The 24,255-nt window shown below is 67.7% G+C and carries 22 protein-coding genes and 1 pseudogene; 17 read left to right on the forward strand and 6 right to left on the reverse strand.

Annotated features, from left to right (window positions below; translation table 11 throughout):
* From WA965_RS20415 to WA965_RS20445, 7 genes are all read left to right on the forward strand, one after another.
* Window positions 1–503, forward strand: a 503-nt coding sequence (locus tag WA965_RS20415; protein WP_526448016.1) for an NlpC/P60 family protein, incomplete at its 5' end; no start/stop codon positions are given.
* 175 nt (window positions 504–678) lie between these two features.
* Window positions 679–1,842 (forward strand): chaperone MoxR1, encoded by a 1,164-nt coding sequence (moxR1, locus tag WA965_RS20420; RefSeq protein ID WP_526295585.1) that lies wholly within the window; start codon window positions 679–681, stop codon window positions 1,840–1,842.
* 61 nt (window positions 1,843–1,903) lie between these two features.
* On the forward strand, window positions 1,904–2,827 hold the full coding sequence (locus WA965_RS20425) for a DUF58 domain-containing protein (RefSeq protein WP_526295678.1): 924 nt from the start codon (window positions 1,904–1,906) through the stop codon (window positions 2,825–2,827).
* A 98-nt stretch (window positions 2,828–2,925) separates the two neighbouring features.
* Window positions 2,926–3,933, forward strand: coding sequence for a VWA domain-containing protein (locus WA965_RS20430; RefSeq protein ID WP_178359182.1), 1,008 nt, complete (start codon window positions 2,926–2,928; stop codon window positions 3,931–3,933).
* Between the two features lie 81 nt (window positions 3,934–4,014).
* Window positions 4,015–4,791, forward strand: a complete 777-nt coding sequence (fabG1, locus tag WA965_RS20435) for a 3-oxoacyl-ACP reductase FabG1 (RefSeq protein ID WP_526295587.1) — start codon at window positions 4,015–4,017, stop codon at window positions 4,789–4,791.
* A 20-nt stretch (window positions 4,792–4,811) separates the two neighbouring features.
* On the forward strand, window positions 4,812–5,618 hold the full coding sequence (gene inhA, locus WA965_RS20440; protein ID WP_526295589.1) for an NADH-dependent enoyl-ACP reductase InhA: 807 nt from the start codon (window positions 4,812–4,814) through the stop codon (window positions 5,616–5,618).
* On the forward strand, window positions 5,618–6,640 hold the full coding sequence (locus tag WA965_RS20445; protein WP_526295591.1) for a ferrochelatase: 1,023 nt from the start codon (window positions 5,618–5,620) through the stop codon (window positions 6,638–6,640). Before inhA ends, WA965_RS20445 begins: the two co-directional genes overlap by 1 nt.
* 2 nt (window positions 6,641–6,642) lie before the next feature.
* Here the strand turns inward: WA965_RS20445 and WA965_RS20450 are convergent, their stop codons facing one another.
* Window positions 6,643–7,506, reverse strand: a complete 864-nt coding sequence (locus WA965_RS20450; RefSeq protein ID WP_526295593.1) for an Rv1486c family protein — start codon at window positions 7,504–7,506, stop codon at window positions 6,643–6,645.
* A 71-nt stretch (window positions 7,507–7,577) separates the two neighbouring features.
* On the opposite strand from WA965_RS20450, the gene WA965_RS20455 reads away from it, so the two are divergent.
* From WA965_RS20455 to WA965_RS20465, 3 genes are read left to right on the forward strand one after another with little or no spacing between them, the layout of a single operon-like run.
* On the forward strand, window positions 7,578–8,012 hold the full coding sequence (locus WA965_RS20455) for an NfeD family protein (RefSeq protein ID WP_526295594.1): 435 nt from the start codon (window positions 7,578–7,580) through the stop codon (window positions 8,010–8,012).
* Between the two features lie 14 nt (window positions 8,013–8,026).
* The gene (locus WA965_RS20460; protein ID WP_526295596.1) at window positions 8,027–9,247 is read left to right on the forward strand and encodes an SPFH domain-containing protein; all 1,221 of its coding nucleotides are present in this window, start codon (window positions 8,027–8,029) and stop codon (window positions 9,245–9,247) included.
* Window positions 9,244–9,606: a DoxX family protein gene (locus tag WA965_RS20465; protein WP_526295598.1), complete on the forward strand. Its 363-nt coding sequence runs from the start codon at window positions 9,244–9,246 to the stop codon at window positions 9,604–9,606. Before WA965_RS20460 ends, WA965_RS20465 begins: the two co-directional genes overlap by 4 nt.
* Here the strand turns inward: WA965_RS20465 and WA965_RS20470 are convergent.
* Window positions 9,593–10,345, reverse strand: a complete 753-nt coding sequence (locus WA965_RS20470; protein WP_526295600.1) for a TVP38/TMEM64 family protein — start codon at window positions 10,343–10,345, stop codon at window positions 9,593–9,595. The genes WA965_RS20465 and WA965_RS20470 overlap by 14 nt on opposite strands.
* A 110-nt stretch (window positions 10,346–10,455) precedes the next feature.
* Between WA965_RS20470 and mutA the strand changes: the two genes are divergently transcribed.
* Genes mutA through lipL form a run of 4 tightly spaced genes read left to right on the forward strand, consistent with a single transcriptional unit; the run spans window position 10,456 to window position 16,969 of the window.
* Window positions 10,456–12,336 carry a methylmalonyl-CoA mutase small subunit gene (gene mutA / locus WA965_RS20475; RefSeq protein WP_526295602.1) on the forward strand — a complete coding sequence of 627 codons (1,881 nt, stop codon included), beginning with the start codon at window positions 10,456–10,458 and terminating at the stop codon, window positions 12,334–12,336.
* Between the two features lies 1 nt (window position 12,337).
* Entirely contained in the window at window positions 12,338–14,623 is a 2,286-nt protein-coding gene (scpA, locus tag WA965_RS20480) for a methylmalonyl-CoA mutase (RefSeq protein ID WP_526295604.1), read from the forward strand.
* A complete protein-coding gene (gene meaB / locus WA965_RS20485) occupies window positions 14,624–15,619 on the forward strand; it encodes a methylmalonyl Co-A mutase-associated GTPase MeaB (protein ID WP_526295606.1) in 996 nt (331 codons plus the stop codon). It begins immediately after the preceding gene.
* Between the two features lie 54 nt (window positions 15,620–15,673).
* Entirely contained in the window at window positions 15,674–16,969 is a 1,296-nt protein-coding gene (lipL, locus tag WA965_RS20490; RefSeq protein WP_526295608.1) for an esterase/beta-lactamase LipL, read from the forward strand.
* A 22-nt stretch (window positions 16,970–16,991) separates the two neighbouring features.
* On the opposite strand, the gene WA965_RS20495 is transcribed toward lipL, so the two are convergent.
* Both WA965_RS20495 and WA965_RS20500 read right to left on the reverse strand, forming a co-directional pair.
* Window positions 16,992–17,726 (reverse strand): hypothetical protein, encoded by a 735-nt coding sequence (locus WA965_RS20495; RefSeq protein ID WP_526295610.1) that lies wholly within the window; start codon window positions 17,724–17,726, stop codon window positions 16,992–16,994.
* Window positions 17,727–17,735: 9 nt separating this feature from the next.
* Entirely contained in the window at window positions 17,736–18,113 is a 378-nt protein-coding gene (locus tag WA965_RS20500) for a helix-turn-helix domain-containing protein (RefSeq protein ID WP_526295612.1), read from the reverse strand.
* A 136-nt stretch (window positions 18,114–18,249) separates the two neighbouring features.
* Here WA965_RS20500 and WA965_RS20505 point away from each other — a divergent pair, with 136 nt between their 5' ends.
* Both WA965_RS20505 and ileS read left to right on the forward strand, forming a co-directional pair.
* Window positions 18,250–18,852: a hypothetical protein gene (locus WA965_RS20505; RefSeq protein WP_526295614.1), complete on the forward strand. Its 603-nt coding sequence runs from the start codon at window positions 18,250–18,252 to the stop codon at window positions 18,850–18,852.
* Between the two features lie 260 nt (window positions 18,853–19,112).
* On the forward strand, window positions 19,113–22,268 hold the full coding sequence (gene ileS / locus WA965_RS20510; RefSeq protein ID WP_526295616.1) for an isoleucine--tRNA ligase: 3,156 nt from the start codon (window positions 19,113–19,115) through the stop codon (window positions 22,266–22,268).
* Between the two features lies 1 nt (window position 22,269).
* Here the strand turns inward: ileS and WA965_RS20515 are convergent, their stop codons facing one another.
* A complete protein-coding gene (locus WA965_RS20515; protein WP_526295618.1) occupies window positions 22,270–22,503 on the reverse strand; it encodes an RNA-binding S4 domain-containing protein in 234 nt (77 codons plus the stop codon).
* 39 nt (window positions 22,504–22,542) lie between these two features.
* Here WA965_RS20515 and WA965_RS20520 point away from each other — a divergent pair, with 39 nt between their 5' ends.
* Window positions 22,543–23,910 carry a DNA polymerase IV gene (locus WA965_RS20520; protein ID WP_526295620.1) on the forward strand — a complete coding sequence of 456 codons (1,368 nt, stop codon included), beginning with the start codon at window positions 22,543–22,545 and terminating at the stop codon, window positions 23,908–23,910.
* A 7-nt stretch (window positions 23,911–23,917) separates the two neighbouring features.
* Here WA965_RS20520 and WA965_RS20525 read toward each other — a convergent pair.
* A pseudogene (locus WA965_RS20525) lies at window positions 23,918–24,255 on the reverse strand (L-asparaginase); the annotation flags it as partial.

Here is a 24,255-nt window from a genome sequence, read left to right on the forward strand (position 1 = left end):
AAGCCACCCAGGCCACCATGGGGATGGGGCGGAAGTTCCTGCAGAGCATTGGCCTCGTGCCCCCGGACGCTCCCAGCGTCGCGCCCGGCAGCGTGCGTGGCCCCGCGGCCGTCGAGCACGTGATCCGGCGAGGGGGTGCGCGACTCGGTACGCCCTATTCGTGGGGCGGCGGTAAACCGACCGGCCCCAGCCTCGGTGTGGAGCGTGGCGCAAACACCGTGGGCTTCGACTGCTCGGGCTTCACGCAGTACTCATTCGCCGGGGTTGGCGTGCTGATTCCGAAGTACTCGGGCGATCAGTTCAACACCGGCCGCCGCGTCCCGGTGCAGCAGGCCAAGCGTGGCGATCTCCTGTTCTGGGGTCCCGGCGGCAGCCAGCACGTCGCGATCTACCTCGGTAACGGTCAGATGCTGGAATCCGGCGGCACCGCCGACAGGGTGGTTGTCAGCAAGGTCCGCATGTCCGGCTTGCAGCCGACAGTGCAGCGCATTATCGAATCCTGAGTGTGGCCTGAGTTAAACCTGAGTACCAGTGGTGAATGTCGGCGCTCGGCGCCGCTCACCCCGGGCAACATCGACGGATTCCGAGGCGCCTGGAATAGTTGACGACGAGCGCGCGGCCAGAACGGGCCCGCGCCGCACAGACCAGCGTTGCACTGCGCATGTGGAAGGAATATTGATGACCTCACCGAGTGGGCCGCCGCAGGGCGCTGGAGGATATCCCGGGCAGGCCCCGGCACCCGGCTACTCAGCCGGTGCGCACGCCGCCCCGAATTCCGCCCAGTCGGGCTCCGCGCAGTCCAACGGTGGTCTGCAGCACGAGGTGCACACCCTGGAGCGGGCCATCTTCGAGGTCAAGCGGATCATCGTCGGGCAGGATCTGCTCGTCGAGCGGATGCTGGTCGGCCTGCTGGCCAAGGGCCACGTGCTGCTCGAGGGTGTGCCGGGTGTGGCCAAGACGCTGGCCGTGGAGACGTTTGCCAAGGTCGTCGGCGGCACCTTCGCCCGCATCCAGTTCACGCCCGACCTGGTCCCCACCGACATCGTCGGCACCCGGATCTACCGGCAGGGCAAGGAGGAGTTCGACATCGAGCTCGGCCCGGTGGTGGTCAACTTCCTGCTCGCCGACGAGATCAACCGCGCGCCGGCCAAGGTCCAGTCGGCACTGCTCGAGGTGATGGCCGAGCGCAAGATCTCCATCGGCGGACGGACGTTCCCGCTGCCGAGCCCGTTCCTGGTGATGGCGACCCAGAACCCGATCGAGCAGGAGGGTGTCTACCAGCTACCGGAAGCCCAGCGGGACCGCTTCCTGTTCAAGCTGAACGTCGACTACCCCACGCCCGAGGAAGAGCGCGAGATCATCTACCGGATGGGCGTCAAGCCGCCGGAGCCCAAGGCGATCCTCGACACCGGCGACCTGCTGCGTCTGCAGGAGGTTGCGGCGAACAACTTCGTCCACCATGCGTTGGTCGACTACGTGGTCCGGATCGTCACCGCCACCCGCGAACCCGAGAAGTTCGGCATGCCCGACGCCAAGGCGTGGATCGCCTACGGTGCCTCGCCGCGCGCCTCGCTGGGCATCATCGCCGCATCCCGGGCACTCGCGCTGGTGCGCGGCCGCGACTACGTCATCCCGCAGGACGTGGTCGAGGTCATTCCCGATGTGCTGCGACACCGACTGGTGCTGACCTATGACGCGCTGGCCGACGAGGTCTCGTCGGACACCGTCGTCAACCGCATCATGCAGACGGTGGCGCTTCCACAGGTGAATGCCATTCCCCAACAGGGCCATTCGGTGCCGCCCGTGGTTCCCGCAGGCGCAGCCGCGGGCAGCGGACGCTGAACCGGGCTAAGCGACTCACTAAGTGACTTCTCCTGCCACGCCGCCGAGTTCCGGCCGCACCCTGGATCTGCCGTCGTTGCAACGCGGGGAGATCCGTGATCCCGCGCTGACGGCGGCCTTGCGCAAGCTGGAACTGACGGTGCGACGAAAACTCGACGGCGTGCTGCACGGCGATCACCTCGGGTTGCTTCCCGGCCCCGGCTCCGAACCGGGGGAGTCGCGGGTCTACCAGCCCGGCGACGACGTGCGCCGGATGGACTGGTCGGTGACGGCCAGGACCATGGCGCCGCACGTGCGTCAGATGATCGCCGACCGCGAACTGGAGACGTGGCTGGTGGTCGATGTGTCGGCCAGCCTGGACTTCGGCACCGCCGGGTGTGAGAAGCGAGATCTGGCCGTCGCGGCTGCGGCGGCGATCGCGTTCCTCAACAGCGGCGGCGGAAATCGGCTGGGCGCGATCATCTCCAACGGTGAGACCACCCGTCGGGTGCCGGCATTGTCGGGGCGCATGCACGAGCAGGAACTGCTCCGCGCGATCGCGACCACCCCCCGGGCCCCGGTGGGTGTTCGCGGGGATCTGGCCGCGGCCATCGACGGCTTGCGCAGGCCGGAACGTCGCCGCGGCATGGCGGTCATCATCAGCGACTTCCTCGGACCGATCAATTGGATGCGCCCGCTGCGCGCCATCGCCGGGCGACACGAAGTGCTCGGTGTCGAGATCCTCGACCCGCGCGACGTCGAACTGCCTGCGGTGGGGGATGTGATCCTGCAGGACACCGAGACGGGGCGCACCCGGGAGTTCACGATCGACGAGCAACTGCGCACCGATTTCGAAAAGGCCGCCGCTGGGCACCGCGCGGATGTGGCTCGCACCCTGAGACGCTGCGACGCACCCTTGCTGACGCTGCGTACCGACCGGGACTGGATCGCCGACGTAGTGAGGTTCGTCGCGAGCAGGCGCCGCGGTGCCCTGGCGGGGCGATGAGCGCTTGCGCGAAGAGCAGAAGGCGGCGATGAGCGCTTGCGCGAAGAGCAGACGGCGCCAATGAGCGCACGAATGAACAACGAAATGATAAGTAGCACATGACTTTACCGTTGCTCGGCCCGATGTCTCTGTCGGGCTTCGAACACCCGTGGTTCTTCCTTTTCATCCTGGTCATCCTCGGACTGGTCGGGCTCTACGTCGTCGTGCAGATGGCCCGCCAGAAGCGGATGCTGCGGTTCGCCAACATGGAACTGCTGGAGAGCGTGGCCCCGAAGCGACCCAGTCGCTGGCGCCACCTTCCGACCACCCTGATGGTCCTGTCGATGGTGCTGCTGACCATCGCGATGGCCGGTCCGACGAACGACGTCCGCATTCCGCGCAATCGTGCCGTCGTGATGCTGGTTGTCGACGTGTCGCAGTCGATGCGCGCCACCGATGTCGCTCCGAACCGGTTGGCGGCCGCTCAGGAGGCGGCCAAACAGTTCGCCGACCAATTGACCCCGGGCATCAACCTCGGTCTGATCGCCTATGCCGGCACCGCCACGGTTCTGGTCTCGCCGACGACGAATCGGGAGTCGACGAAGACCGCGATCGACAAGCTGCAACTGGCCGACCGCACCGCGACCGGTGAGGGCATCTTCACGGCGTTGCAGGCCGTCGCGACGGTGGGAGCGGTGATCGGTGGCGGTGACGAGCCACCCCCGGCACGCATCGTGCTGATGTCCGACGGCAAGGAGACCGTCCCGTCCAATCCGGACAACCCCAAGGGCGCCTACACCGCGGCGCGGACCGCGAAAGACCAGGGAGTGCCGATCTCGACGGTGTCGTTCGGAACGCCCTACGGCTACGTCGAGATCAACGAACAGCGTCAGCCGGTCCCGGTGGACGACGAGATGCTCGCCAGGATCGCGGACCTCTCCGGTGGTGAGGCGTTCACGGCGTCCAGCCTCGAGCAGCTCAAGGAAGTGTTCAGCAACCTGCAGGAGCAGATCGGCTACGAGACCGTCAAGGGAGACGCCAGCGTGGGTTGGCTGCGCCTCGGCTCTCTGGTGCTCGCCGTCGCTGCGCTGGGTGCGCTGCTGATCAACCGCCGCCTGCCCAACTAGGTTGTCTTTCCGTGTCGCGGCGCTGCAACCCGCTGTAAGGCGATTTCTTAAGATCGAACACCAGGCATTAAGTTGGCGGGCATGACTGCGGACGCTGCGACTGAGAGCCCTGCCGATACCGCTGCTGAAACCACGAATGGGCGACCCGCGTTCGTGTCCCGTTCGGTGCTGGTGACCGGAGGTAACCGCGGTATCGGCCTGGCGATCGCGCAACGGCTCGCCGCCGATGGACACAAGGTGGCTGTCACCCACCGTGGCTCCGGCGCCCCGGAGGGGCTTTTCGGCGTCGTCTGCGACGTCACCGACAGCGAAGCCGTCGACCGCGCCTTCAAAGAGGTCGAGGAACACCAGGGAGCGGTCGAGGTGCTGGTGTCCAACGCGGGCATCTCCCAGGACGCGTTCCTGATGCGGATGACCGAGGAGCGCTTCGAGAACGTCATCGACGCCAACCTCACCGGCGCGTTCCGGGTGGCCCAGCGCGCGTCGCGCAGTATGCAGCGCAAGCGGTTCGGCCGCATCATCTTCATCGGTTCGGTGTCCGGCATGTGGGGCATCGGGAACCAGGCCAACTACGCGGCCGCCAAGGCCGGTCTGATCGGGATGGCCCGCTCGATCTCGCGCGAGCTGTCCAAGGCCGGTGTCACCGCGAACGTCGTCGCCCCCGGTTACATCGACACCGAGATGACCCGCGCACTGGATGAGCGGATTCAGTCGGGGGCCCTCGACTTCATCCCCGCGAAGCGTGTGGGCACCGCCGACGAGGTCGCCGGTGCAGTCAGTTTCCTGGCGTCTGAGGACGCAAGCTACATCGCCGGCGCCGTGATCCCGGTCGACGGCGGTATGGGCATGGGCCACTAGGACAACGAGGAGTTTTCACTGTGACATTTCTTCAAGGCAAGCGGATCCTCGTCACGGGGATCATCACCGACTCGTCGATCGCGTTCCACATCGCGAAGGTGGCTCAGGAGGCCGGCGCGGAGGTGATCTGCACCGGGTTCAACCGGATGCGGCTGATCGAGCGAATCCTCGACCGGCTGCCCGCCAAACCGCCTCTGCTGGAGCTCGACGTGCAGGACGAGAAGCACCTCGCCACACTCGCCGATCGGGTCTCCGAGGTGATCGGCGAAGGCAACAAGCTCGACGGCGTCGTGCATTCGATCGGCTTCATGCCGCAGACCGGGATGGGCGTCAACCCGTTCTTCGACGCGCCCTACGAGGACGTCGCCAAGGGCATCCACATCTCGGCGTTCTCCTACGCCTCGCTCGCCAAAGCCGTTCTGCCGATCATGAACCCGGGCGGCGGGATCGTCGGTATGGACTTCGATCCGACGCGCGCGATGCCCGCGTACAACTGGATGACGGTCGCCAAGAGCGCACTCGAATCGGTCAACCGGTTCGTGGCCCGCGAGGCGGGCAAGGTCGGCGTGCGCTCGAATCTCGTCGCAGCAGGCCCGATCCGGACGCTGGCGATGAGCGCGATCGTCGGCGGTGCGCTGGGTGATGAGGCCGGCGCCCAGATGCAACTGCTCGAAGAGGGCTGGGACCAGCGCGCTCCGCTGGGCTGGAACATGAAAGATCCGACGCCGGTGGCGAAGACGGTGTGTGCACTGATGTCCGACTGGCTTCCGGCGACAACAGGCACCATCATCTACGCCGACGGCGGGGCGAGCACCCAGCTCCTGTAATGGACTTCGACGCTTTGCTGCTGCTGTCCTTCGGCGGCCCGGAAGGTCCCGAGCAGGTCATGCCGTTTCTCGAGAACGTCACCCGGGGACGAGGGATCCCCCGAGAGCGCCTGGCGTCGGTCGCCGAGCACTACCTTCACTTCGGCGGCGTATCGCCGATCAACGGCATCAACCGCGACCTGATCGCCGCGATCGAGACCGAACTGGCGCAGCGAGGCACGAAACTGCCGGTGTACTTCGGCAATCGCAACTGGGATCCGTACATCGAGGACACCGTTGCGCGCATGCGCGACGACGGTATTCGGCATGCCGCTGTCTTCTCGACGTCGGCCTGGGGTGGTTACTCCGGTTGCACCCAGTATCAGGAGGACATCGTGCGCGGCCGCGCGTCGGCGGGTCCCGATGCGCCCGAGTTGACCAAACTACGGCAGTACTTCGATCACCCGCTGCTGGTGCAGATGTTCGCCGACGCCATCCGGGACGCAGCCGCGACGTTGCCGGCGGACCGACGCGGCGGTGCCCGGCTGGTGTTCACCGCGCACTCGATTCCGTTGCGCGCCGCCTCGCGGTGCGGACCCGACCTCTATCAGCGCCAGGTCGGGTACACCTCCGCGCTGGTTGCCGCGGCCGCGGGGTACGCCGAGTACGACCAGGTGTGGCAATCGCGGTCCGGTCCACCGCAGGTGCCGTGGCTGGAGCCCGACGTCGGGGACCACCTCGAGGCCCTGGCCCGGGCGGGCACCGAGGCGGTCATCGTGTGTCCGGTGGGTTTTGTCGCCGACCACATCGAGGTCGTCTGGGACCTCGACAACGAACTCGCCGAGCAGGCCGCCGCCGCCGGGATCGCCTTCGCCCGGGCCCTGACGCCCAACGCGCAGCCCCGGTTCGCGCAGCTGGCACTCGACCTCGTCGACGAAATCCGCCTCGGTCGTCCGGCAGCCAGGGTCGGCGGAGCCGGAGCCGTGCCCGGCTACGGCTACAGCGTCAACGGCGTGCTCTGCACGTCGGCGTGCTCGAGCTGACGCTAACCGCGCCAAGCGGATTGAAGGATGGCACTGACCGCCGCCAGTCGCGCCGAGCGCACCACCGAGGTCAGCGGACGCAGTGCGTCGCTGGCGAGTTGAACCTCTGAGGAGCTCTGCAGCCCGCTCGGGATCAGTCCTGAACTCACCGTGATGATCGCGTCGACATGTGCGGCGTTCTCGAGCACCCGTACCGCCCGCGGCGGTGCGTGATCGGGCATCCGGTGCACGTGGGTGGATTCCAGCACCTGCTCGACCAGTCGGCGCGGATCGGCGATCTCGCCTCCCGGGGCACCGGCCCGCAGCGCTCCGAGCGCGTCCGCCGCGGCACGCACGGCATCACGCAGCGTGTACTCCGCCTCGCCGAGATCACGGTGCTCGGGGGTCGGCGTACCGGGTAGCGAGAACACCGTCCACGACAACGCGGACAGTTCGGATTCGAACTCGAACTCGAACTCGTCATCGATGTCGGAGGAGTCCGGGTATTCGAAGTCAGGCACCATCCCGACCGCGGTGTCCGGCGACCCCACGATGATGGCCTCACCCGCGGTGACGGCGTCACGGCCGAACTGTGTGCCCGGGGGGAGTCCCCGCACATCCCCGGGGACCGGCAGCACCAACTCGATCGCGGGCTGGGATCCGGCCGACCGGGCGGCGGTGCGCATCGTCTGCAACAGCGACACGGCCCCGGCGTCGTCCAGGTCCGGCCAGGGCAAGCCGGTGCGGTCGGCGGCCGCCGAATCGTAGGCGGTGACCGAATGTCGTGGAGTCCATAGGGATAACGCATCCAACACGTCGTCGGGCGCGGCGACGCCGGCGAGCCAGGCATTGGCCCACACCGACAACGAAACACTGGGACACCACATGATGCAGGCAGTGTAGTAGCTACCTGTCGTTGTTTCCCGCCGGTGGAGGTGTCGCCGCGTAGGCTCGGTGTATGCCTGTCTCGCTGATCTGGCTGATCGCCGCATTGGCCCTCGCCGGCGCCGAGGCGCTCACCGGTGACCTGTTCCTGCTGATGCTCAGCGGCGGGGCACTGGCCGCGGCCGGCTCGAGCTGGCTGTTCGCGTGGCCGATCTGGGCGGACGGTCTGGTGTTCCTCGTGGTCTCGGTCCTGCTGCTGGCCGGGGTGCGCCCGGCATTGAAGCGGCGGGTGCAGTCCGGCAAGGGTCTGCTCGACCCGGCCAAGGCACTGGAGGGCAAGAGCGCGCTCGTCCTCGATCGCGTCGCGCGCCACGAAGGTCAGGTCAAGCTCGACGGTGAGGTCTGGACTGCCAGGCCCTACAACGAGAGCGATGTCTACGAATCGGGCGATCAGGTGACGGTCGTGCATATCGACGGTGCCACCGCGGTCGTCTCCAAGATCATCTAGAAGAAGGAGCCGTAATGGACGGTGCTGTCGCAGGTTTGGTTCTGCTGGCCGTTTTGGTGGTGTTCGCCGTGATCGTGGTGGCGAAGTCGGTGGCATTGGTGCCCCAGGCCGAGGCCGCGGTGATCGAACGGCTGGGTCGCTACAGCAAGACGGTGTCGGGACAGTTGACGCTGCTGCTGCCCTTCATCGACAAGATCCGGGCGCGCGTCGATCTTCGTGAGCGCGTGGTGTCGTTCCCGCCGCAGCCGGTGATCACCGAGGACAACCTGACGGTCAACATCGACACCGTCGTCTACTTCCAGGTGACCAATCCGCAGGCCGCGGTCTATCAGATCAGCAACTACATCGTCGGTGTGGAGCAGTTGACCACCACCACGCTGCGCAACGTGGTGGGCGGCATGACGCTGGAGCAGACGCTGACCTCGCGTGACTCCATCAACGGCCAGCTGCGCGGGGTGCTCGACGAGGCCACCAACAGGTGGGGCCTGCGGGTGGCTCGAGTCGAACTGCGCAGCATCGACCCGCCACCGTCGATCCAGGACTCGATGGAGAAGCAGATGCGCGCCGACCGTGAGAAGCGCGCGATGATCCTGACCGCAGAGGGTCACCGGGAGGCGTCGATCAAGCAGGCGGAGGGGCAGAAGCAGTCCCAGATCCTGGCGGCCGAGGGGGCCAAGCAGGCGGCCATCCTCACCGCCGAGGCAGACCGACAGTCCCGCATGCTGCGGGCCCAGGGCGAACGTGCGGCGTCCTACCTGCAGGCTCAGGGCCAGGCCAAGGCGATCGAGAAGACGTTCGCCGCCATCAAGGCCGGTCGCCCGACTCCGGAGATGCTGGCCTACCAGTACCTGCAGACCTTGCCGCAGATGGCGCAGGGCGAGGCGAACAAAGTCTGGCTCGTCCCCAGTGATTTCGGCACCGCCCTGCAGGGGTTCACCAAGATGTTGGGCGCACCGGGCGAGGACGGGGTGTTCCGCTACACGCCGTCGCCGGTCGAGGAGAACCTGCCCAAGCCCGAGGACGATTCGGAAGAGGTCGCCGACTGGTTCAACACCCAGACCGACCCCGAGATCGCACAGGCGGTGGCCGAGGCGGTGGCCGAGGCGCGCACCCCGGTCGCCGGGCTCGACGGTCCACGCCAGTATCCGCCGCTGACGCAGCAGTCACAACCCGACGCGACGGACTACTCGAAGCAGGCCGCGCCGGCGCCCCGTCACGGCTCGCCGGACCAGTGAACGCGCTGACCAGGCCGAGGACCTATGCGGTGCTCGGCGCCCTGCAGGTCGGCGACGCGGTGGCATGCGCGGTGCCGATCGCGCCGATCGAGAAGGCCTTCGACGACGTCGGGCTGGCGCCGGAACTTCGGCCGATCATCCCGTTCGTCAAGGTGGCGTCCGCAATCGGATTGCTGTCGGTGTACCGGTTCCCGGCGCTGGCCCGCCTCACCACGTTCATGCTGACGGTGTATTTCGTTCTGGCCGTCGGGTTTCACATCAAGGCCAGAGACTTCAGCCCCGGACTGGTCGCGGCGTCGTCGTTCCTCGCCTTGTACGCGGCGATGACTGCACGGGGCCCGTCGGTCACCCGGCGGTGATCGGCGTTTCCGACGGTTCGCTCGGTCGGTCGTCGGCGGTGCTGTGGTGCCGACGCCTGTTCATGCGGATCTCGTAGACCAGTCCGGCCACGCCGACACTGGCTGTGCACAGGGAGACCAGGAACAGCAGCGGGCTGACGTTGCCCGTCAGCGCGTCACCGAGGATGACGACCGCGGCGGTGCCCGGCAGCAGACCGGCGAGGGTGGCCAACGTGTAGGGAAGCACCCGGACTGCTGACGATCCCGCCGCGTAGTTCAGCACCGAGAACGGCACGGCCGGGATCATCCGCATCGACAGGACGGTCGGCCAGCCCCGTTGGGCCAGCCGGCCGTTGACCGCGTCCAGGCGGGGGTGCTCGACGAGCCGGTCCAGACGCCACCCCGCCGCACGGATCAGCAGAAGCGCCGCCACCGCACTGACGGTGCTGGCCAGCACGGCCAGCGGCACCCCCAGGTACGGGCCGAAGAGCAGGCCGGCGGCGAGGGTGAACATGGTGCGCGGGAACGGGAAGATCGTGATGACGATGTGCGCGGCCAGGAAGGCCAGCGGGAACCACGGACCCACCGACGTCGCCCAGTCGCGCATCTGCACGGCGGTCGGGAGCGGCACGAGCACCGCAACTGCGACGAGGATCACAATCGCCGTCGTGATGGCCAGAAAGCGGCGCCGGGGCACCGTTCGCAGCGTGGCGAGCGTCGCCGCACGGATCGTGCGCAGCGTGCTGACGACGGATTTCACGTTTACCAACAGTACGGGGCGAGAGCGAACACCCTCGGTCGGACAGGCCTGCGGGCGGCGAACATGTGCCCGACCGGGCCACGCCGCCCCAGGGGTCATCATTTAGCCTGATGGCTGTGCAGAAACCCAGTGCCGGCGCTGCCGCGGGTGTAGTCGATGCCGACCTCGACCGATGGCGTTCCGCCGTGGCGGGCGTGCTGACCAAGACCACCCGACGGGATCTGGCCGATCTACCCGCGCAACCGGAGCGGCTACTGGATTCGAAGACCTACGACGGCTTCCCGATCCGGCCGCTGTACACCGGCGCGGACGAGATCGCGGAGCCGCAGCTGCCGGGTCGCTGGCCTTTTGTCCGCGGTGGCGACGCTCTGCGCGACGTGAAGTCGGGCTGGAAGGTCGCCGAGACATTTCCTTCCGGTCCGTCGACCGCGGTCGACGGCAACGGGCAGCTGTTGCTGGGGCTGACCGAGGGGGTCAGCGCCCTGGTGCTGCGGGTCGGTGGCGGCGAGGATTCGGTAGCCCCCGCGGAGTTGGAACGCCTGCTCGACGGCGTTTTCCTCGACCTGGTGCCGGTGATCCTGGACATCACCGGAGATGGTGCAGACCACGGTGCCGCGGCCGACGTGCTCCTCACGATGCTGAGCGGACTCGACGACGATCAACGGTCGCGGCTGTCGCTGGACTTCGGTGCCGACCCGCTGACCGCTCCTCTGGTCGGACGGTCCGCGCCCGGTCTTGATGAGGTCGTCGCGACGGCGCAGCGGCTCACCGGCTACGACGGGCATGTCCGGGCGATCACCGTCGACGGGCCCACATTCCACAACCTCGGCGCCAACGCCTCCTGGGAACTCGGTGCCGCTGTCGCGGCGGGCGTCGCCTACCTGCGCCTGCTGGTTGACGCCGGTCTGCCGGCCGCAACCGCACTGGGCCAGATCAGCTTCCGGTTCGCCGCCGACGACGACCAGTTCATGACCATCGCGAAACTGCGTGCCGCGCGGCAACTCTGGGCCCGGGTGGCTGATGTGCTGGGGGCCCCGACAGCAGGTGCGGCGACCGTGCACGCGACCACCTCGCTGGCCATGATGACCCAGCGTGATCCGTGGGTGAACATGTTGCGCACCACGGTGGCCGCGTTCTCGGCGGGTGTCGGTGGTGCTGACACCGTGATGGTGCACCCGTTCGACGTCGCGATCCCCGGGGGCTTCCCCGGCACCGCGCGCAGTTTCGCGCGACGCATCGCCCGCAACACCCAGTTGCTGCTCCTGGAGGAATCCCACATCGGCCGCGTCCTGGATCCGTCCGGCGGATCGTGGTTCGTCGAGGACCTCACCCGCGAACTCGCCGAGCAGGCCTGGGGGCATTTCCAGGAGGTCGAGGCCCTGGGCGGATTCCAGGCCGCCGCGGACCATGTCGTCGGGCAGATCACCCGGGTCGCCGGGAATCGCAGGGCCGACATCGCGCATCGGCGGACCGCGCTGACCGGCGTCAACGAATATCCGAATCTGGCTGAAGTGCCACTGCCGCAAGGGGAGTCGTTGCCGTCGGTGCAGCGATACGCGTCAGGCTTCGAGACGCTGCGGAACCGCTCGGATGCCCACCTGGAGACCGCGGGGGCCCGCCCCGCGGCGCTGCTGCTGCCGCTGGGTCCGCTCGCCGAGCACAACATCCGTACCTCGTTCGCCTCGAACCTGCTGGCGTCAGGCGGCATCGAGGCGATCAACCCGGGGCCACTCGACGCCAATGGGATCGCGGGCGCGGTCGCCGACGCCGGCGGTGCCGAGATCGCGGTGATCTGCGGCACCGACACGCGCTACGCCGACGAGGTCTCGGCGGCGGTCGAGGCCGCCCGCCGGGCAGGGGTGGGCCACATCCTGCTCGCCGGACCGGAGAAGTCCGTCGCAACGGCCGAGTCGAAACCCGACGGCTACCTGACCGCCAAGATCGATGCGGTCGAGGCGCTGTCGGACCTGCTGACCCGATTGGGGGCCTGAGATGACCGCGTCCGATGTCGCCGGCAAACCGGCGGCGACCTCCGAGGCCAATGCGATCGGCAGCTTCGCCGACATCCCACTTCACGCTGAGCGGGAGGTGACAGCGCCGACACCGGCGGATGTCGTCGAGCAGGTGTCGGCGGCCGCTGCCGCCCACGGATACACCGCCGACCAACTCGACTGGGCCACTCCCGAGGGCATCGACGTCAAACCGGTCTACATCGCGGCCGATCGCGACGAGGTGGTCGGCGAGGGATATCCACTGGGCAGCCTGCCCGGCGAGCCGCCGTACGTGCGCGGGCCGTACCCGACGATGTACGTCAACCAGCCCTGGACGATCCGCCAGTACGCGGGGTTCTCGACCGCCGCCGAATCCAACGCGTTCTACCGGCGCAACCTGGCCGCGGGCCAGAAGGGTCTGTCGGTGGCTTTCGATCTCGCCACCCACCGCGGCTACGACTCGGACCACCCGCGGGTCGCCGGCGACGTCGGGATGGCGGGCGTGGCCATCGATTCGATCCTCGACATGCGCCAGTTGTTCGACGGGATCGACCTGTCCGCAGTCTCGGTGTCGATGACGATGAACGGTGCGGTGCTGCCGATCCTGGCGCTGTACGTCGCGGCCGCCGAGGAGCAGGGCGTGGCACCGGAGAAGCTCGCGGGCACGATCCAGAACGACATCCTCAAAGAGTTCATGGTCCGCAACACCTACATCTACCCGCCGAAGCCGTCGATGCGGATCATCTCCGACATCTTCGGATACACCAGCGTGAAGATGCCGAAGTACAACTCGATCTCCATCTCCGGCTACCACATCCAGGAGGCGGGTGCGACAGCCGATCTGGAATTGGGCTACACGCTCGCCGACGGGGTCGAATACCTCAAGGCGGGTCTGGATGCCGGCCTGGACATCGACAAATTCGCCCCGCGGCTGTCGTTCTTCTGGGGTATCGGGATGAACTTCTTCATGGAGGTCGCCAAGCTGCGTGCCGGCCGACTTCTGTGGAGCGAACTGGTTTCGCAGTTCGACCCCAAGAGCCCCAAATCGCTGTCGCTGCGTACCCATTCACAGACCTCGGGATGGTCGCTGACCGCTCAGGACGCGTTCAACAACGTCGCCCGGACCTGCGTCGAGGCGATGGCCGCGACCCAGGGCCACACCCAGTCTCTGCACACCAACGCGCTCGACGAGGCGCTGGCGCTACCGACCGATTTCTCGGCTCGCATCGCGCGCAACACCCAGCTGCTGCTGCAGCAGGAATCGGGCACCACCCGGCCCATCGACCCGTGGGGCGGCTCGTACTACGTGGAGTGGCTGACCTACCGGCTGGCGGAACGGGCACGCGCCCACATCAAGGAGATCGCCGAACACGGTGGCATGGCCCAGGCCATCGACGCGGGCATCCCGAAGCTGCGCATCGAGGAGGCCGCCGCGCGCACCCAGGCGCGAATCGACTCCGGTCAGCAGACGGTCATCGGGGTGAACAAGTACCAGGTCGACGAAGACCATGAGATCGAGGTGCTCAAGGTCGAGAACAGTCGGGTGCGTGCCGAGCAGATCGCCAAGCTCGAAGCCCTGCGGGCTGATCGCGACGACGCCGCGACGCAGGCGGCGCTGGCCGAATTGACCCGTGCGGCAGCGGCTTCCGGTCCGGCAGGTGAGGACGGGTTGGGAAACAACCTGCTGGCGCTCGCGATCGACGCGGCGCGCGCCAAGGCGACGGTGGGGGAGATCTCCGATGCGCTGGAGAAGGTCTACGGACGCCACCAGGCAGAGATCCGGACCATCGCCGGGGTGTACCGAGACGAGGTGGGCATGGCCAGCAATGTCAGCGGTGCGACCGAACTTGTCGAGAAGTTCGCCGAGGCCGACGGCCGGCGGCCCAGGATCCTGGTGGCCAAGATGGGGCAGGACGGGCACGACCGCGGGCAGAAAGTGATCGCGACGGCCTTCGCCGACATCGGTTTCGACGTCGACGTCGGTTCGCTGTTCTCCACCCCGGAGGAGGTGGCCCGGCAGGCGGCCGACAACGACGTGCACGTCGTCGGGGTGTCCTCACTGGCGGCCGGGCACCTGACGCTGGTGCCGGCGCTACGGGATGCTCTCGCCGAGGTCGGCAGACCCGACATCATGATCGTGGTCGGCGGCGTGATCCCCCCCGGTGATTTCGACGAGTTGTACGCGGCGGGCGCGACGGCGATCTTTCCGCCGGGCACCGTCATCGCCGACGCGGCGATCGGGCTGCTGGGCAAGCTCGCCGAACGCCTCGGTTACCCGCTGAACTAGATGAGCCAACCGGTCGGTGAGGTGGCGGCGGCGGTCCGCGAGGGGGACCGTTCGGCGCTCGCGAGGGCGATCACGCTGGTCGAGTCCACGCGGGCAGATCATCGGCAGCAAGCCCAGGAACTCCTGCTGGAGCTTATGAAGGATGCCGGCAGTGCCCTCCACGTGGGCATCACGGGCGTGCCCGGGGTGGGCAAGTCGACCAGCATCGAGGCGCTCGGGATGTACCTCATCGAACAGGGGCACCGGGTAGCGGTCCTCGCGGTCGATCCGTCGTCGACCCGCACCGGTGGCTCGATCCTCGGCGACAAGACGCGGATGGCGCGGTTGGCCGTTCACGACGACGCCTACATCCGACCCTCTCCGACATCGGGGACCCTCGGCGGGGTCGCGAGGGCGACACGCGAGACGATCGTGTTGCTGGAGGCCGCCGGTTACGACGTCATCCTGGTGGAGACCGTGGGTGTCGGCCAGTCCGAGGTGGCGGTTGCCAACATGGTGGACACCTTTGTGTTCCTCACCCTTGCCCGGACGGGCGACCAGTTGCAGGGAATCAAGAAGGGCGTCCTCGAACTCGCCGACATCGTCGTGGTGAACAAGGCCGACGGTGAGCACGCCGTGGAGGCGAAGGCGGCCGCACGGGAGTTGGCGGGCGCGATCCGTCTGATCTATCCGCGTGAAACTCTCTGGCGGCCCCCGGTTCTGACCATGAGTGCGCTCCACGGGGCGGGTTTGACGGAGCTCTGGGAGACGGTGCTCCGGCATCGCGATGTGCTCACCGAGGCAGGCGAGTTCGATGCGCGCAGGAGTCGGCAGCAGGTGGACTGGACGTGGTCGATGGTCCGCGACACGGTCCTCGACCGGGTGCTCTCCAGCCCCGGGGTGCGCGAGATCCGCGCCGATGTCGAGCGTCAGGTGCGCGACGGCGAACTGACTCCGACGCTTGCTGCGCAGCAGATCCTCGACGCTGCCGACAACCATTCGAAGGTCGTCGGTTAACGAATCGATAACTCCCGGTTTCTTTGCCACGTGCCGGAGTAAATTCAAATCATTGTGACCGCAGTCAATGACTGGGAGCGCAGCGCGGCGCTCCCACACGGTGTCGACGGCGCAGCCCTGCCGCGCGGAGTCCAGGGCGCCGCCGACGAGAACTTCCTCTGCGCCGTGCGCGCCTTCTCGCAGATGTTCCCGTGGCGCCGGCTGGGCGGCGGAGCCCTCTCGGTGTATCTCGACGGCGAGCCTGTCGTCGACATCTGGACCGGCTGGTCGGATCGCAAGGGGCAGCGCCACTGGAACGCCGACACCGGCACCATGGTGTTCTCGGCGACCAAGGGGGTGGCGGCTACGGTCATCCACCGGTTGGCCGACCGTGGCCTGATCGACTACGACGCGCCCGTCGCCGAGTACTGGCCCGCATTCGGAGCGAACGGCAAGTCGAAGATCACCGTGCGTGACGCGTTGCGTCACCGGGCAGGTCTGTCACAGCTCAACGGGGCGGTCAAGGGCGACCTGATGGATCACCTGCGGATGGAGGAACGCCTCGCCGCGGCCCCCCTCAGCTGGCTACACGGACGGCCCGCCTACCACGCGTTGACCTTCGGCTGGCTGCTGTCCGGGTTGGCGCGCGGGGTCACCGGCAAGGGGATGCGTGAACTGATCCGCACCGAGGTCGCTGCGCCGCTGAACACCGACGGATTGCATCTCGGCCGCCCGCCCGCCCAGGCGCCGACGCACGCTGCTGAGATCATCGGTCCGCAGAGTGCGCTGCAGAATCCGTTCTTCAACCTGGTGGCACCCCGGTTGGCCGCGCTGCCGTTCTCCGCCGGCTTCGGCGCGATGTACTTCCCCGGCGTGAAGGCCTTCGTGCAGGGTGACACCCCGATGCTCGACAGTGAGATTCCCGCAGCCAACGGTGTGGCGACCGCCCGCGCGCTGGCGCGCATGTACGGGGCCATCGCCAACGGGGGGCGCATCGACGGCACGCAGTACCTGTCGAGCGAGACGGCCGCTGCCCTGGTCGGGCGGCCGAGCCTGCGACCCGACCACACCATGGTGATGCCGCTGGCATTCCATCTCGGGTATCACGGACTGCCGTTTCCCGGGGTGCTGCCCGGGTTCGGACACGTGGGGCTCGGCGGGTCACTGGGGTGGGCCGACCCGCAGAGCGGACTGGGTTTCGGCTACGTCCACAACCGGCTGCTCACGCCTCTGGTCGTCACCGACCAGGCGGGTTTTGTCGCGACCGCGGCGTTGATCCGCCGGGGAGCGACGCAGGCCCGCAAGAACGGTTACCGGGCGGTGCGGGAGTTCGGCTCGCCGTTCACCGATCTCACCCGGACGGCGATCTGAGGCCAAGCGTCTGATCAGCGGTTCAGCTGGTCGCGCGGCTGAACCATTTTGTCCTGATCCGCCACGAGTACGCCGAGGTCAGCGCGAAGCCGGCGCCACAGGCACAGGCGAAGACCCACACCACGGTGCTGCCCTGAACGGTCTGCAACGGCGGGACGAACGCGGTGATGATGCGCACGACGCACGCCAGGATGCCCATCGCGCACGCCACGAGATAGATGTTGGCGATCTGTCGGGACCGCGGATCGGCGCGCAGCACCAGCAGGGCTCGTGATCCGTATCCGAGCAGGTAGATCAGCATGCCGCAGAGCAGCAACCAGTAGGCGTTGAGCCAGAGGTCGGTGGGCACGTCGAAGAAGTCGGGGCGGTAGATCGCGGCACCGTTGCCGAGCCAGAACGCCGCCAGCAGCAGCGGAATACACACTGTGGCGGGCCGTTCGACGAACTGCTTGAACCGACGGTGCATGGCGTGGTCGTGTTCGAGCCGGCCCAGAGCGTTGTAGACGACGGCGGAGGCAGCCACGATGTAGGCGTCGTGACCGAGGTAATCCTCGAGGTTCCACTTCCCGGTCAGGGAGTGCAGCCAGACGCCGAGGGTCTCCGAGGCCAGTGGTGACATCAGCAGCACCGCCACGCCCTGGAGCGCGATGTTGAGGGTGGCCGCCACCTCCCAGCGGCACGACCAGGTGACGCGACGAATCCACAGACTCCACACGATGCACAGAAGTGTGATCGCGATGAGTGTTGCCAGAGCCATGCGGTGTTCCTAGAGGGGTGGCGCGTCGAGACGGGGTGTCAGCTCGGACAACTTGGGCCGGTGCTGCTGCACTGCCGCCTTGACGGTGGTCTGCTGCAACGTCGCGACTCCGGACTCGGCGGACTCGGTCGCGCGCACGTAGTTCCACACTTCTTGACGGCTCATCAACCCGAACTGGATTTGCAGGTCGGGGTAGCTCAGATCGAAACGATCGGCCACCCGGCGCAACTCCTCGGCGTTCGGGTAGTCGCTCTCCTTGATCCGCCGGTAGTAGGTGCTGCTGGACACGCCGAGAGCGTCGAAGAGATCCTTGGCATCGATCTCTCCGTCGAGGAGGTAATCGAGCAGGGCCTTCAGTTGTCTGCCGTTCTCGTCGGTACGTGGCACCAGGACACAATAAACCGAATTCCCGCACAAGGGCAGCCCCTGCCGGCAAACAGAAGACACGGCCTTTATTGACACAGCCGTCACGGTTTTGGGACTGGTCTCCCAATTCTGGGACATTCGCTGTACCGTTAGCCGCATGGTCGCTCCTTACATGGCCGACGAGGTCAGGCCCTTGGTCAATTCGGTTCCGGCAACGCTGCAAGTGGTTGATCACCCCGCCGCAGAATGCTCCGAGCCGCGATTCGAGATGGTGACTCTGCCGCCTACGAGCGAATTGGCAGAAGAACTCGACGGCGCCGCTGAATGGCTCGGCGTCAGTGGCGATGAGGTCCTTCTGGCCGCGCTCGGCCGGGCGATCGGCCGGACCCGCGGCGAGGGTGCGGTATCCGTCGATGTCACAGGCGAGCACCGGCGCCTGGTCCGCACCGTGTCGTTGATCTGCTCCGACGCTCCTGCGATGGGCCCCACCGAGATGCTCCAGGGCGCCCACACCGCGCTGACCGCGGCGCCGGGCACGCCGACCGCCAGGGCCGAAGTGCTGTTGAATGTGGCGGCCGACGTCGACGACGCCGACGAGAGCCACCTGCTCGAACTGCGGGTGTGCCGCGTAGGCGGGCAACTCGGGCTCGCCTGGCGCTACGACGTCACCAGGTTCGACGCCTACAGCATCGAGGAGTTGGCCGAACAGTTCCCGCTCGCCCTGATCGAGATCACGTCGGACGCTGCTGCGCCGCTGTGATTCCGGCGTGACCGGCAGGCCCGCTAGACTTCGGGCCACAGGCGTTGATCCGGCCATCACCGGGGAGCTTTCGGAAGAACAGCGCTGCGGCCGGTGGTTTCCGGCTCGCGACGCCCAGTAGAGCCGAACGGGTGGGTCCGTCATCGCCTCACTACGAGCGGCGCATCTCAGATGCGCAAGCGGGGTGGTACCGCGGCTCTCGCGCACCGGCGCGACGTCGTCCCCGTGCCTGAACGACATCTGGCACAGGAGACACGCACGTGACCGCCTACCCGAAGCCTGCCGCCGGGGCACCCAGATTCCCTGCCCTCGAAGTCGACGTGCTCGAGTACTGGGCCGGCGACGACACCTTCCGCGCGAGCATCGAACGCCGCGACGGTGCGCCCGAGTACGTGTTCTACGACGGGCCGCCCTTCGCCAACGGGCTGCCGCACTACGGGCATCTGCTCACGGGGTACGTCAAGGACATCGTGCCGCGTTACCGCACCATGCGCGGATACAAGGTCGAACGGCGCTTCGGATGGGACACCCACGGACTACCGGCCGAATTGGAGGTGCAGCGCCAACTCGGCATCACCGACAAGGCCCAGATCGAGCAGATGGGCATCGAGAAATTCAACGACGCCTGCCGGGAATCGGTGCTCAAATACGCCGACGAGTGGCGCTCCTATGTCACCCGTCAGGCACGCTGGGTCGACTTCGACAACGACTACAAGACATTCGACCTCGGCTTCATGGAATCGGTGATCTGGGCATTCAAGGAGCTGTGGGACAAGGACCTGGCCTACGAGGGCAACCGGGTGCTGCCGTACTGCTGGAACGACGAGACGCCGCTGTCGAGCCACGAACTGCGGATGGACGACGACGTCTACCAGAGCCGGCAGGACCCGGCTCTGACCGTGGGCTTCCGCATCGACGGGGGGCCGGTCGACGGCGCAGCCGATCTCGTGGGCGCATATCTGCTCGTCTGGACGACGACTCCGTGGACGCTGCCGTCCAACCAGGCTGTCGCCGTCAACCCCGGGGTCGAGTACGTCGTCGTCGCCGCGCCCGACGGGCGTCGCTACGTGTTGGCTGCGGCCCGCCTCGGTGCCTACGCCCGCGAACTGGGGGAGGAGCCGCAGGTCGTGGCTTCCCTCGCGGGCCGGGACCTGCTCGGCGTCCACTACGTTCCTCCGTTCCCGTACTTCATGGATTCGCCCAACGCCTTCCAGGTGCTGCCTGCGGACTTCGTCAGCACCGAGGACGGAACCGGCCTGGTGCACATGGCACCTGCCTACGGCGAGGACGACATGGAGACCGCGCAGGCCGCCGACATCGAGGCCGTCACCCCGGTTGACGCCAAAGGACGGTTCGATGCCACGGTTCCCGACTATTCGGGCCTGCACGTGTTCGACGCCAACCCGCAGATCATCCGCGATCTGAAGAACCAGAGCGGGGCCGCGCAGGCCAACGGCGCGGTGCTGGTGCGCCATGACAGCTACGAGCACTCCTACCCACACTGCTGGCGCTGCCGGAATCCGTTGATCTATCGGGCGGTGTCGTCGTGGTTCATCAGGGTCACCACGATCCGCGACCGCATGGTGGAGCTCAACCAGGAGATCACCTGGTACCCCGACCATGTGAAGGACGGGCAGTTCGGTAAGTGGCTGCAGGGCGCGCGCGACTGGTCCATCTCGCGAAACCGGTACTGGGGCACGCCGATTCCGGTGTGGAAATCAGACGATCCGGCCTATCCGCGGATCGATGTGTACGGCAGCCTCGACGAGCTGGAGCGTGACTTCGGGGTGCGGCCGGACAACCTGCACCGGCCGTTCATCGACGAGCTGACCCGGTCGAACCCCGACGACCCGACCGGCCGCTCGACGATGCGGCGGATCGAGGACGTGCTCGACGTGTGGTTCGACTCCGGGTCGATGCCCTACGCCCAGGTGCACTACCCGTTCGAGAATCGGGAGTGGTTCGACGGCTCCGGGGGAGAGGGCGGTGCCGAGGCGCACTTCCCGGGCGACTTCATCGTCGAGTACATCGGGCAGACCCGCGGCTGGTTCTACACGCTGCACATCCTCGCGACCGCACTGTTCGACAAGCCGGCCTTCCGGACCTGTGTGTCGCACGGCATCGTGCTGGGCAACGACGGGCAGAAGATGAGCAAGTCGCTGCGCAACTATCCCGACGTCACCGAGGTGTTCGACCGGGACGGCTCCGATGCGATGCGCTGGTTCCTGATGGCGTCGCCGATCCTGCGGGGCGGCAACCTCGTGGTCACCGAGCAGGGCATCCGCGAAGGGGTGCGGCAGGTGCTGCTGCCGCTGTGGAACTCGTACACGTTCCTGACCCTGTACGCACCGAAGAAGGGTGTCTGGCGCACCGACTCCGCCCATGTGCTGGACCGCTACATCCTGGCCAAGCTCGCCGCCCTGCGCGACAGCCTGACCCTGTCGCTGGACACCTGCGACATCTCCGTTGCGTGTGACCAGCTGCGCCAGTTCACCGAGGCGCTGACGAATTGGTATGTGCGGCGGTCACGTTCGCGGTTCTGGGAGGAGGACCCCGACGCCATCGACACGCTGCACACCGTGCTCGAGGTGACCAGCCGACTGGCCGCGCCGCTGCTCCCGCTGATCTCCGAGGTGATCTGGCGCGGGCTCACCGGCGAGCGGTCGGTCCACCTGACCGACTGGCCCGAGGCCGACTCCCTGCCTGCCGACCCCGAACTGGTGGCCGACATGGACCTGGTACGTGAGGTGGCCTCGACGGGGTCCTCGCTGCGCAAGGCCAAGAAGCTGCGGGTTCGCCTGCCCCTGGCGAAACTGACTGTGGCCGTTGATGTCCCGCAGCGGCTGGAGCCCTATCGGGATCTGATCGCCGATGAACTCAACGTGAAATCGGTCGAGCTCAGCGATGACATCGCCGCGCACGGCCGCTTCGAGCTCGCCGTGAACGCGCGGGTCGCGGGACCCCGTATCGGCAAGGACGTCCAGGCGGCGATCAAGGCAGTGAAGGCGGGGGAGGGGGTGCTCAGAAGCGACGGCACCCTGGAGGCCGGGCCCTCGGTCCTTCTCCCCGAGGAGTTCAGCACAAAGCTCGTCGCGGCCGACCCCGACTGGACAGCTGCGCTGGCTGACGGTGCGGGCCTGGTGGTGCTGGACGGGACCGTCACCCCCGAACTGGAGGCCGAAGGCTGGGCCAAGGATCGCATCCGCGAGCTGCAGGAGCTGCGGAAGACGACCGGACTCGAGGTGTCCGACCGGATTTCGGTGGTGATGTCGGTGCCCGCGGAGCAGGAGGCGTGGGCGCGCACACACCGCGATCTGATCGCGGGCGAAATCCTGGCGACGAGCTTCGATTTCGGCGATCCTGGCGAGGGCACGACGATCGGTGACGGCGTGCGGGTGGCGATCGCCAAGGCGTGACTCAGCCGTCGGTGACGCGGGCGCCCCGGCCGGAATACACCACCACATCGCCGGGGCGGAGTTGCCTTCCGCGCCGGGTCTCGACGTCCCCGTTGACGCTGACCAGGCCCTCGGCGATCACGGACTTGGCGTCGGCGCCCGAATCGATGAGGTTGGACAGTTTGAGGAACTGTCCGAGGCGGATCGAGGCGTCCCGGATCGGAACGTCGGACGCCTCGGCGTTCGGGTGTGCCATGCAGGTCAGGCTAACCCGCAACGCCTAGCATCGGCGGGTGTGGCCGCGCGATGGGTGCTGCACCTGGACATGGATGCGTTCTTCGCATCTGTCGAGCAGCTGACCCGGCCCACCCTGCGGGGGCGGCCGGTGCTCGTCGGCGGTCTGGGTGGACGCGGCGTGGTGGCAGGTGCCAGCTACGAGGCCCGGGTCTTCGGCGCCCGGTCGGCGATGCCGATGCATCAGGCGCGCCGGCTGGTAGGCGCGGGCGCGGTGGTGCTACCGCCGCGCGGCGTCGTTTACGGACTGGCCAGCCGCCGGGTCTTCGAGACCGTACGCACGATGGTGCCGGTCCTCGAACAGCTGTCGTTCGACGAGGCGTTCGGCGAGCCCCTCGAGCTGGCCGGGGCATCGGCGTCCGAGGTGGCGTCGTTCTGCGAAGCACTCCGCGCCGAGGTGGCAGCGGTCACCGGGCTCGTCGCATCCGTCGGTGCGGGATCGGGCAAGCAGATCGCCAAGATCGCCTCGGGCCTGGCCAAACCCGATGGAATCACCGTCATCGCGCGCGATCAGGAACACCCGCTGCTCGACGGCCTGCCGGTCCGCAAGCTGTGGGGTATCGGGCCGGTGGCCGAGGAGAAGCTGCACCGCCTGGGCATCGACACCATCGGCGGTTTCGCGGCGCTGTCGCACTCCGAGGTCGCGAACATCCTGGGGCCGACGGTCGGACCGGCGCTTCACCGGTTGGCGCGCGGGATCGATGATCGTCCGGTCGCCGAGAATTCGCCGGCCAAGCAGATCAGCGCCGAGTCGACCTTCGCCACGGACCTGATCACGCTCGATCAGCTCCGGGAGGCGGCGGTGCCCATCGGCGAGCATGCGCACCGGCGGCTGCTCAAGGACGGCCGGGGCGCGCGAACGGTCATCGTCAAGATGAAGAAGTCCGATATGAGCACGCTGACCAGGTCAGCCACGCTGCCCTATGCGACCACCGATGCCGCGACGCTGAATGCCACCGCCCGCCGACTGCTGCTCGATCCGGTGGAGATCGGTCCCATCCGCCTCGTCGGCGTCGGCTTCTCGGGTCTGTCCGACGTTCAACAGGAGTCCCTGTTTCCCGATCTGGAGCTGATGGCCACCGAAGAGGTGTCTCACACCGGGTCATCGCAACGGCCGGCCGATGGCGACCCGGTGCTGCCGGCATGGCGGGTCGGTGACGATGTTGTCCACACCGGCCACGGTCACGGCTGGATCCAGGGCGCCGGACACGGCGTCATGACGGTGCGCTTCGAGACCCGGGCCACCGGACCGGGGCCGGTGCGCACTTTCGCGGCCGCCGACCCGGAGGTGACCCACGCCAACCCGGTGGCCAGTCTGGACTGGCCGGATTTTGTGGAGGAGGTCGCCCGCCACCAGAGCACGCCGTAGTGGAGGTTCAGCCCCAGCGCCCGAAGACGTCCTCGGCCGGCAGACCTGCGGCCAGGGCGGCCATCAGCAGCACCCGCGCCTGCGGCGGCCGGAGCCGCGGCACCACGAACGCACCGGTGTCGTTCAGCGCCCGTCCCGGCCCGTAACCGGGGCTGACCCGTCCATCGGGCACGCGCGTCGACACCGCGACCGCAACCCCATTGCGCCGGTGTCGACCCACTCCGTCGATGAGGGCGGTTCCGGCGTTGCCCGAACCCAGCGCCTCCAGCACGATGCCGCGGGCGCCGGCGGCGACGAAGGCGTCGAGTGCGACGGCGTCGGCGCCCGGGTAGGCGACGACGATGT

It is taken from the genome of Mycobacterium sp., from assembly GCF_049683935.1.
Lineage (GTDB): Bacteria > Actinomycetota > Actinomycetes > Mycobacteriales > Mycobacteriaceae > Mycobacterium.

Excerpts from the sequence above, each read along its gene's own strand:
- WA965_RS20455 (WP_526295594.1), top strand. The coding sequence starts at position 7,578 with ATGCCTGTCTCGCTGATCTGGCTGATCGCCGCATTGGCCCTCGCCGGC.
- moxR1 (WP_526295585.1), top strand. The coding sequence starts at position 679 with ATGACCTCACCGAGTGGGCCGCCGCAGGGCGCTGGAGGATATCCCGGG.
- scpA (WP_526295604.1), top strand. The coding sequence starts at position 12,338 with ATGACCGCGTCCGATGTCGCCGGCAAACCGGCGGCGACCTCCGAGGCC.
- WA965_RS20515 (WP_526295618.1), bottom strand. The coding sequence starts at position 22,503 with ATGGCACACCCGAACGCCGAGGCGTCCGACGTTCCGATCCGGGACGCC.
- WA965_RS20430 (WP_178359182.1), top strand. The coding sequence starts at position 2,926 with ATGACTTTACCGTTGCTCGGCCCGATGTCTCTGTCGGGCTTCGAACAC.
- WA965_RS20450 (WP_526295593.1), bottom strand. The coding sequence starts at position 7,506 with ATGTGGTGTCCCAGTGTTTCGTTGTCGGTGTGGGCCAATGCCTGGCTC.
- meaB (WP_526295606.1), top strand. The coding sequence starts at position 14,624 with ATGAGCCAACCGGTCGGTGAGGTGGCGGCGGCGGTCCGCGAGGGGGAC.
- WA965_RS20445 (WP_526295591.1), top strand. The coding sequence starts at position 5,618 with ATGGACTTCGACGCTTTGCTGCTGCTGTCCTTCGGCGGCCCGGAAGGT.
- WA965_RS20495 (WP_526295610.1), bottom strand. The coding sequence starts at position 17,726 with ATGGCTCTGGCAACACTCATCGCGATCACACTTCTGTGCATCGTGTGG.
- mutA (WP_526295602.1), top strand. The coding sequence starts at position 10,456 with ATGGCTGTGCAGAAACCCAGTGCCGGCGCTGCCGCGGGTGTAGTCGAT.
- fabG1 (WP_526295587.1), top strand. The coding sequence starts at position 4,015 with ATGACTGCGGACGCTGCGACTGAGAGCCCTGCCGATACCGCTGCTGAA.
- WA965_RS20460 (WP_526295596.1), top strand. The coding sequence starts at position 8,027 with ATGGACGGTGCTGTCGCAGGTTTGGTTCTGCTGGCCGTTTTGGTGGTG.
- WA965_RS20505 (WP_526295614.1), top strand. The coding sequence starts at position 18,250 with ATGGTCGCTCCTTACATGGCCGACGAGGTCAGGCCCTTGGTCAATTCG.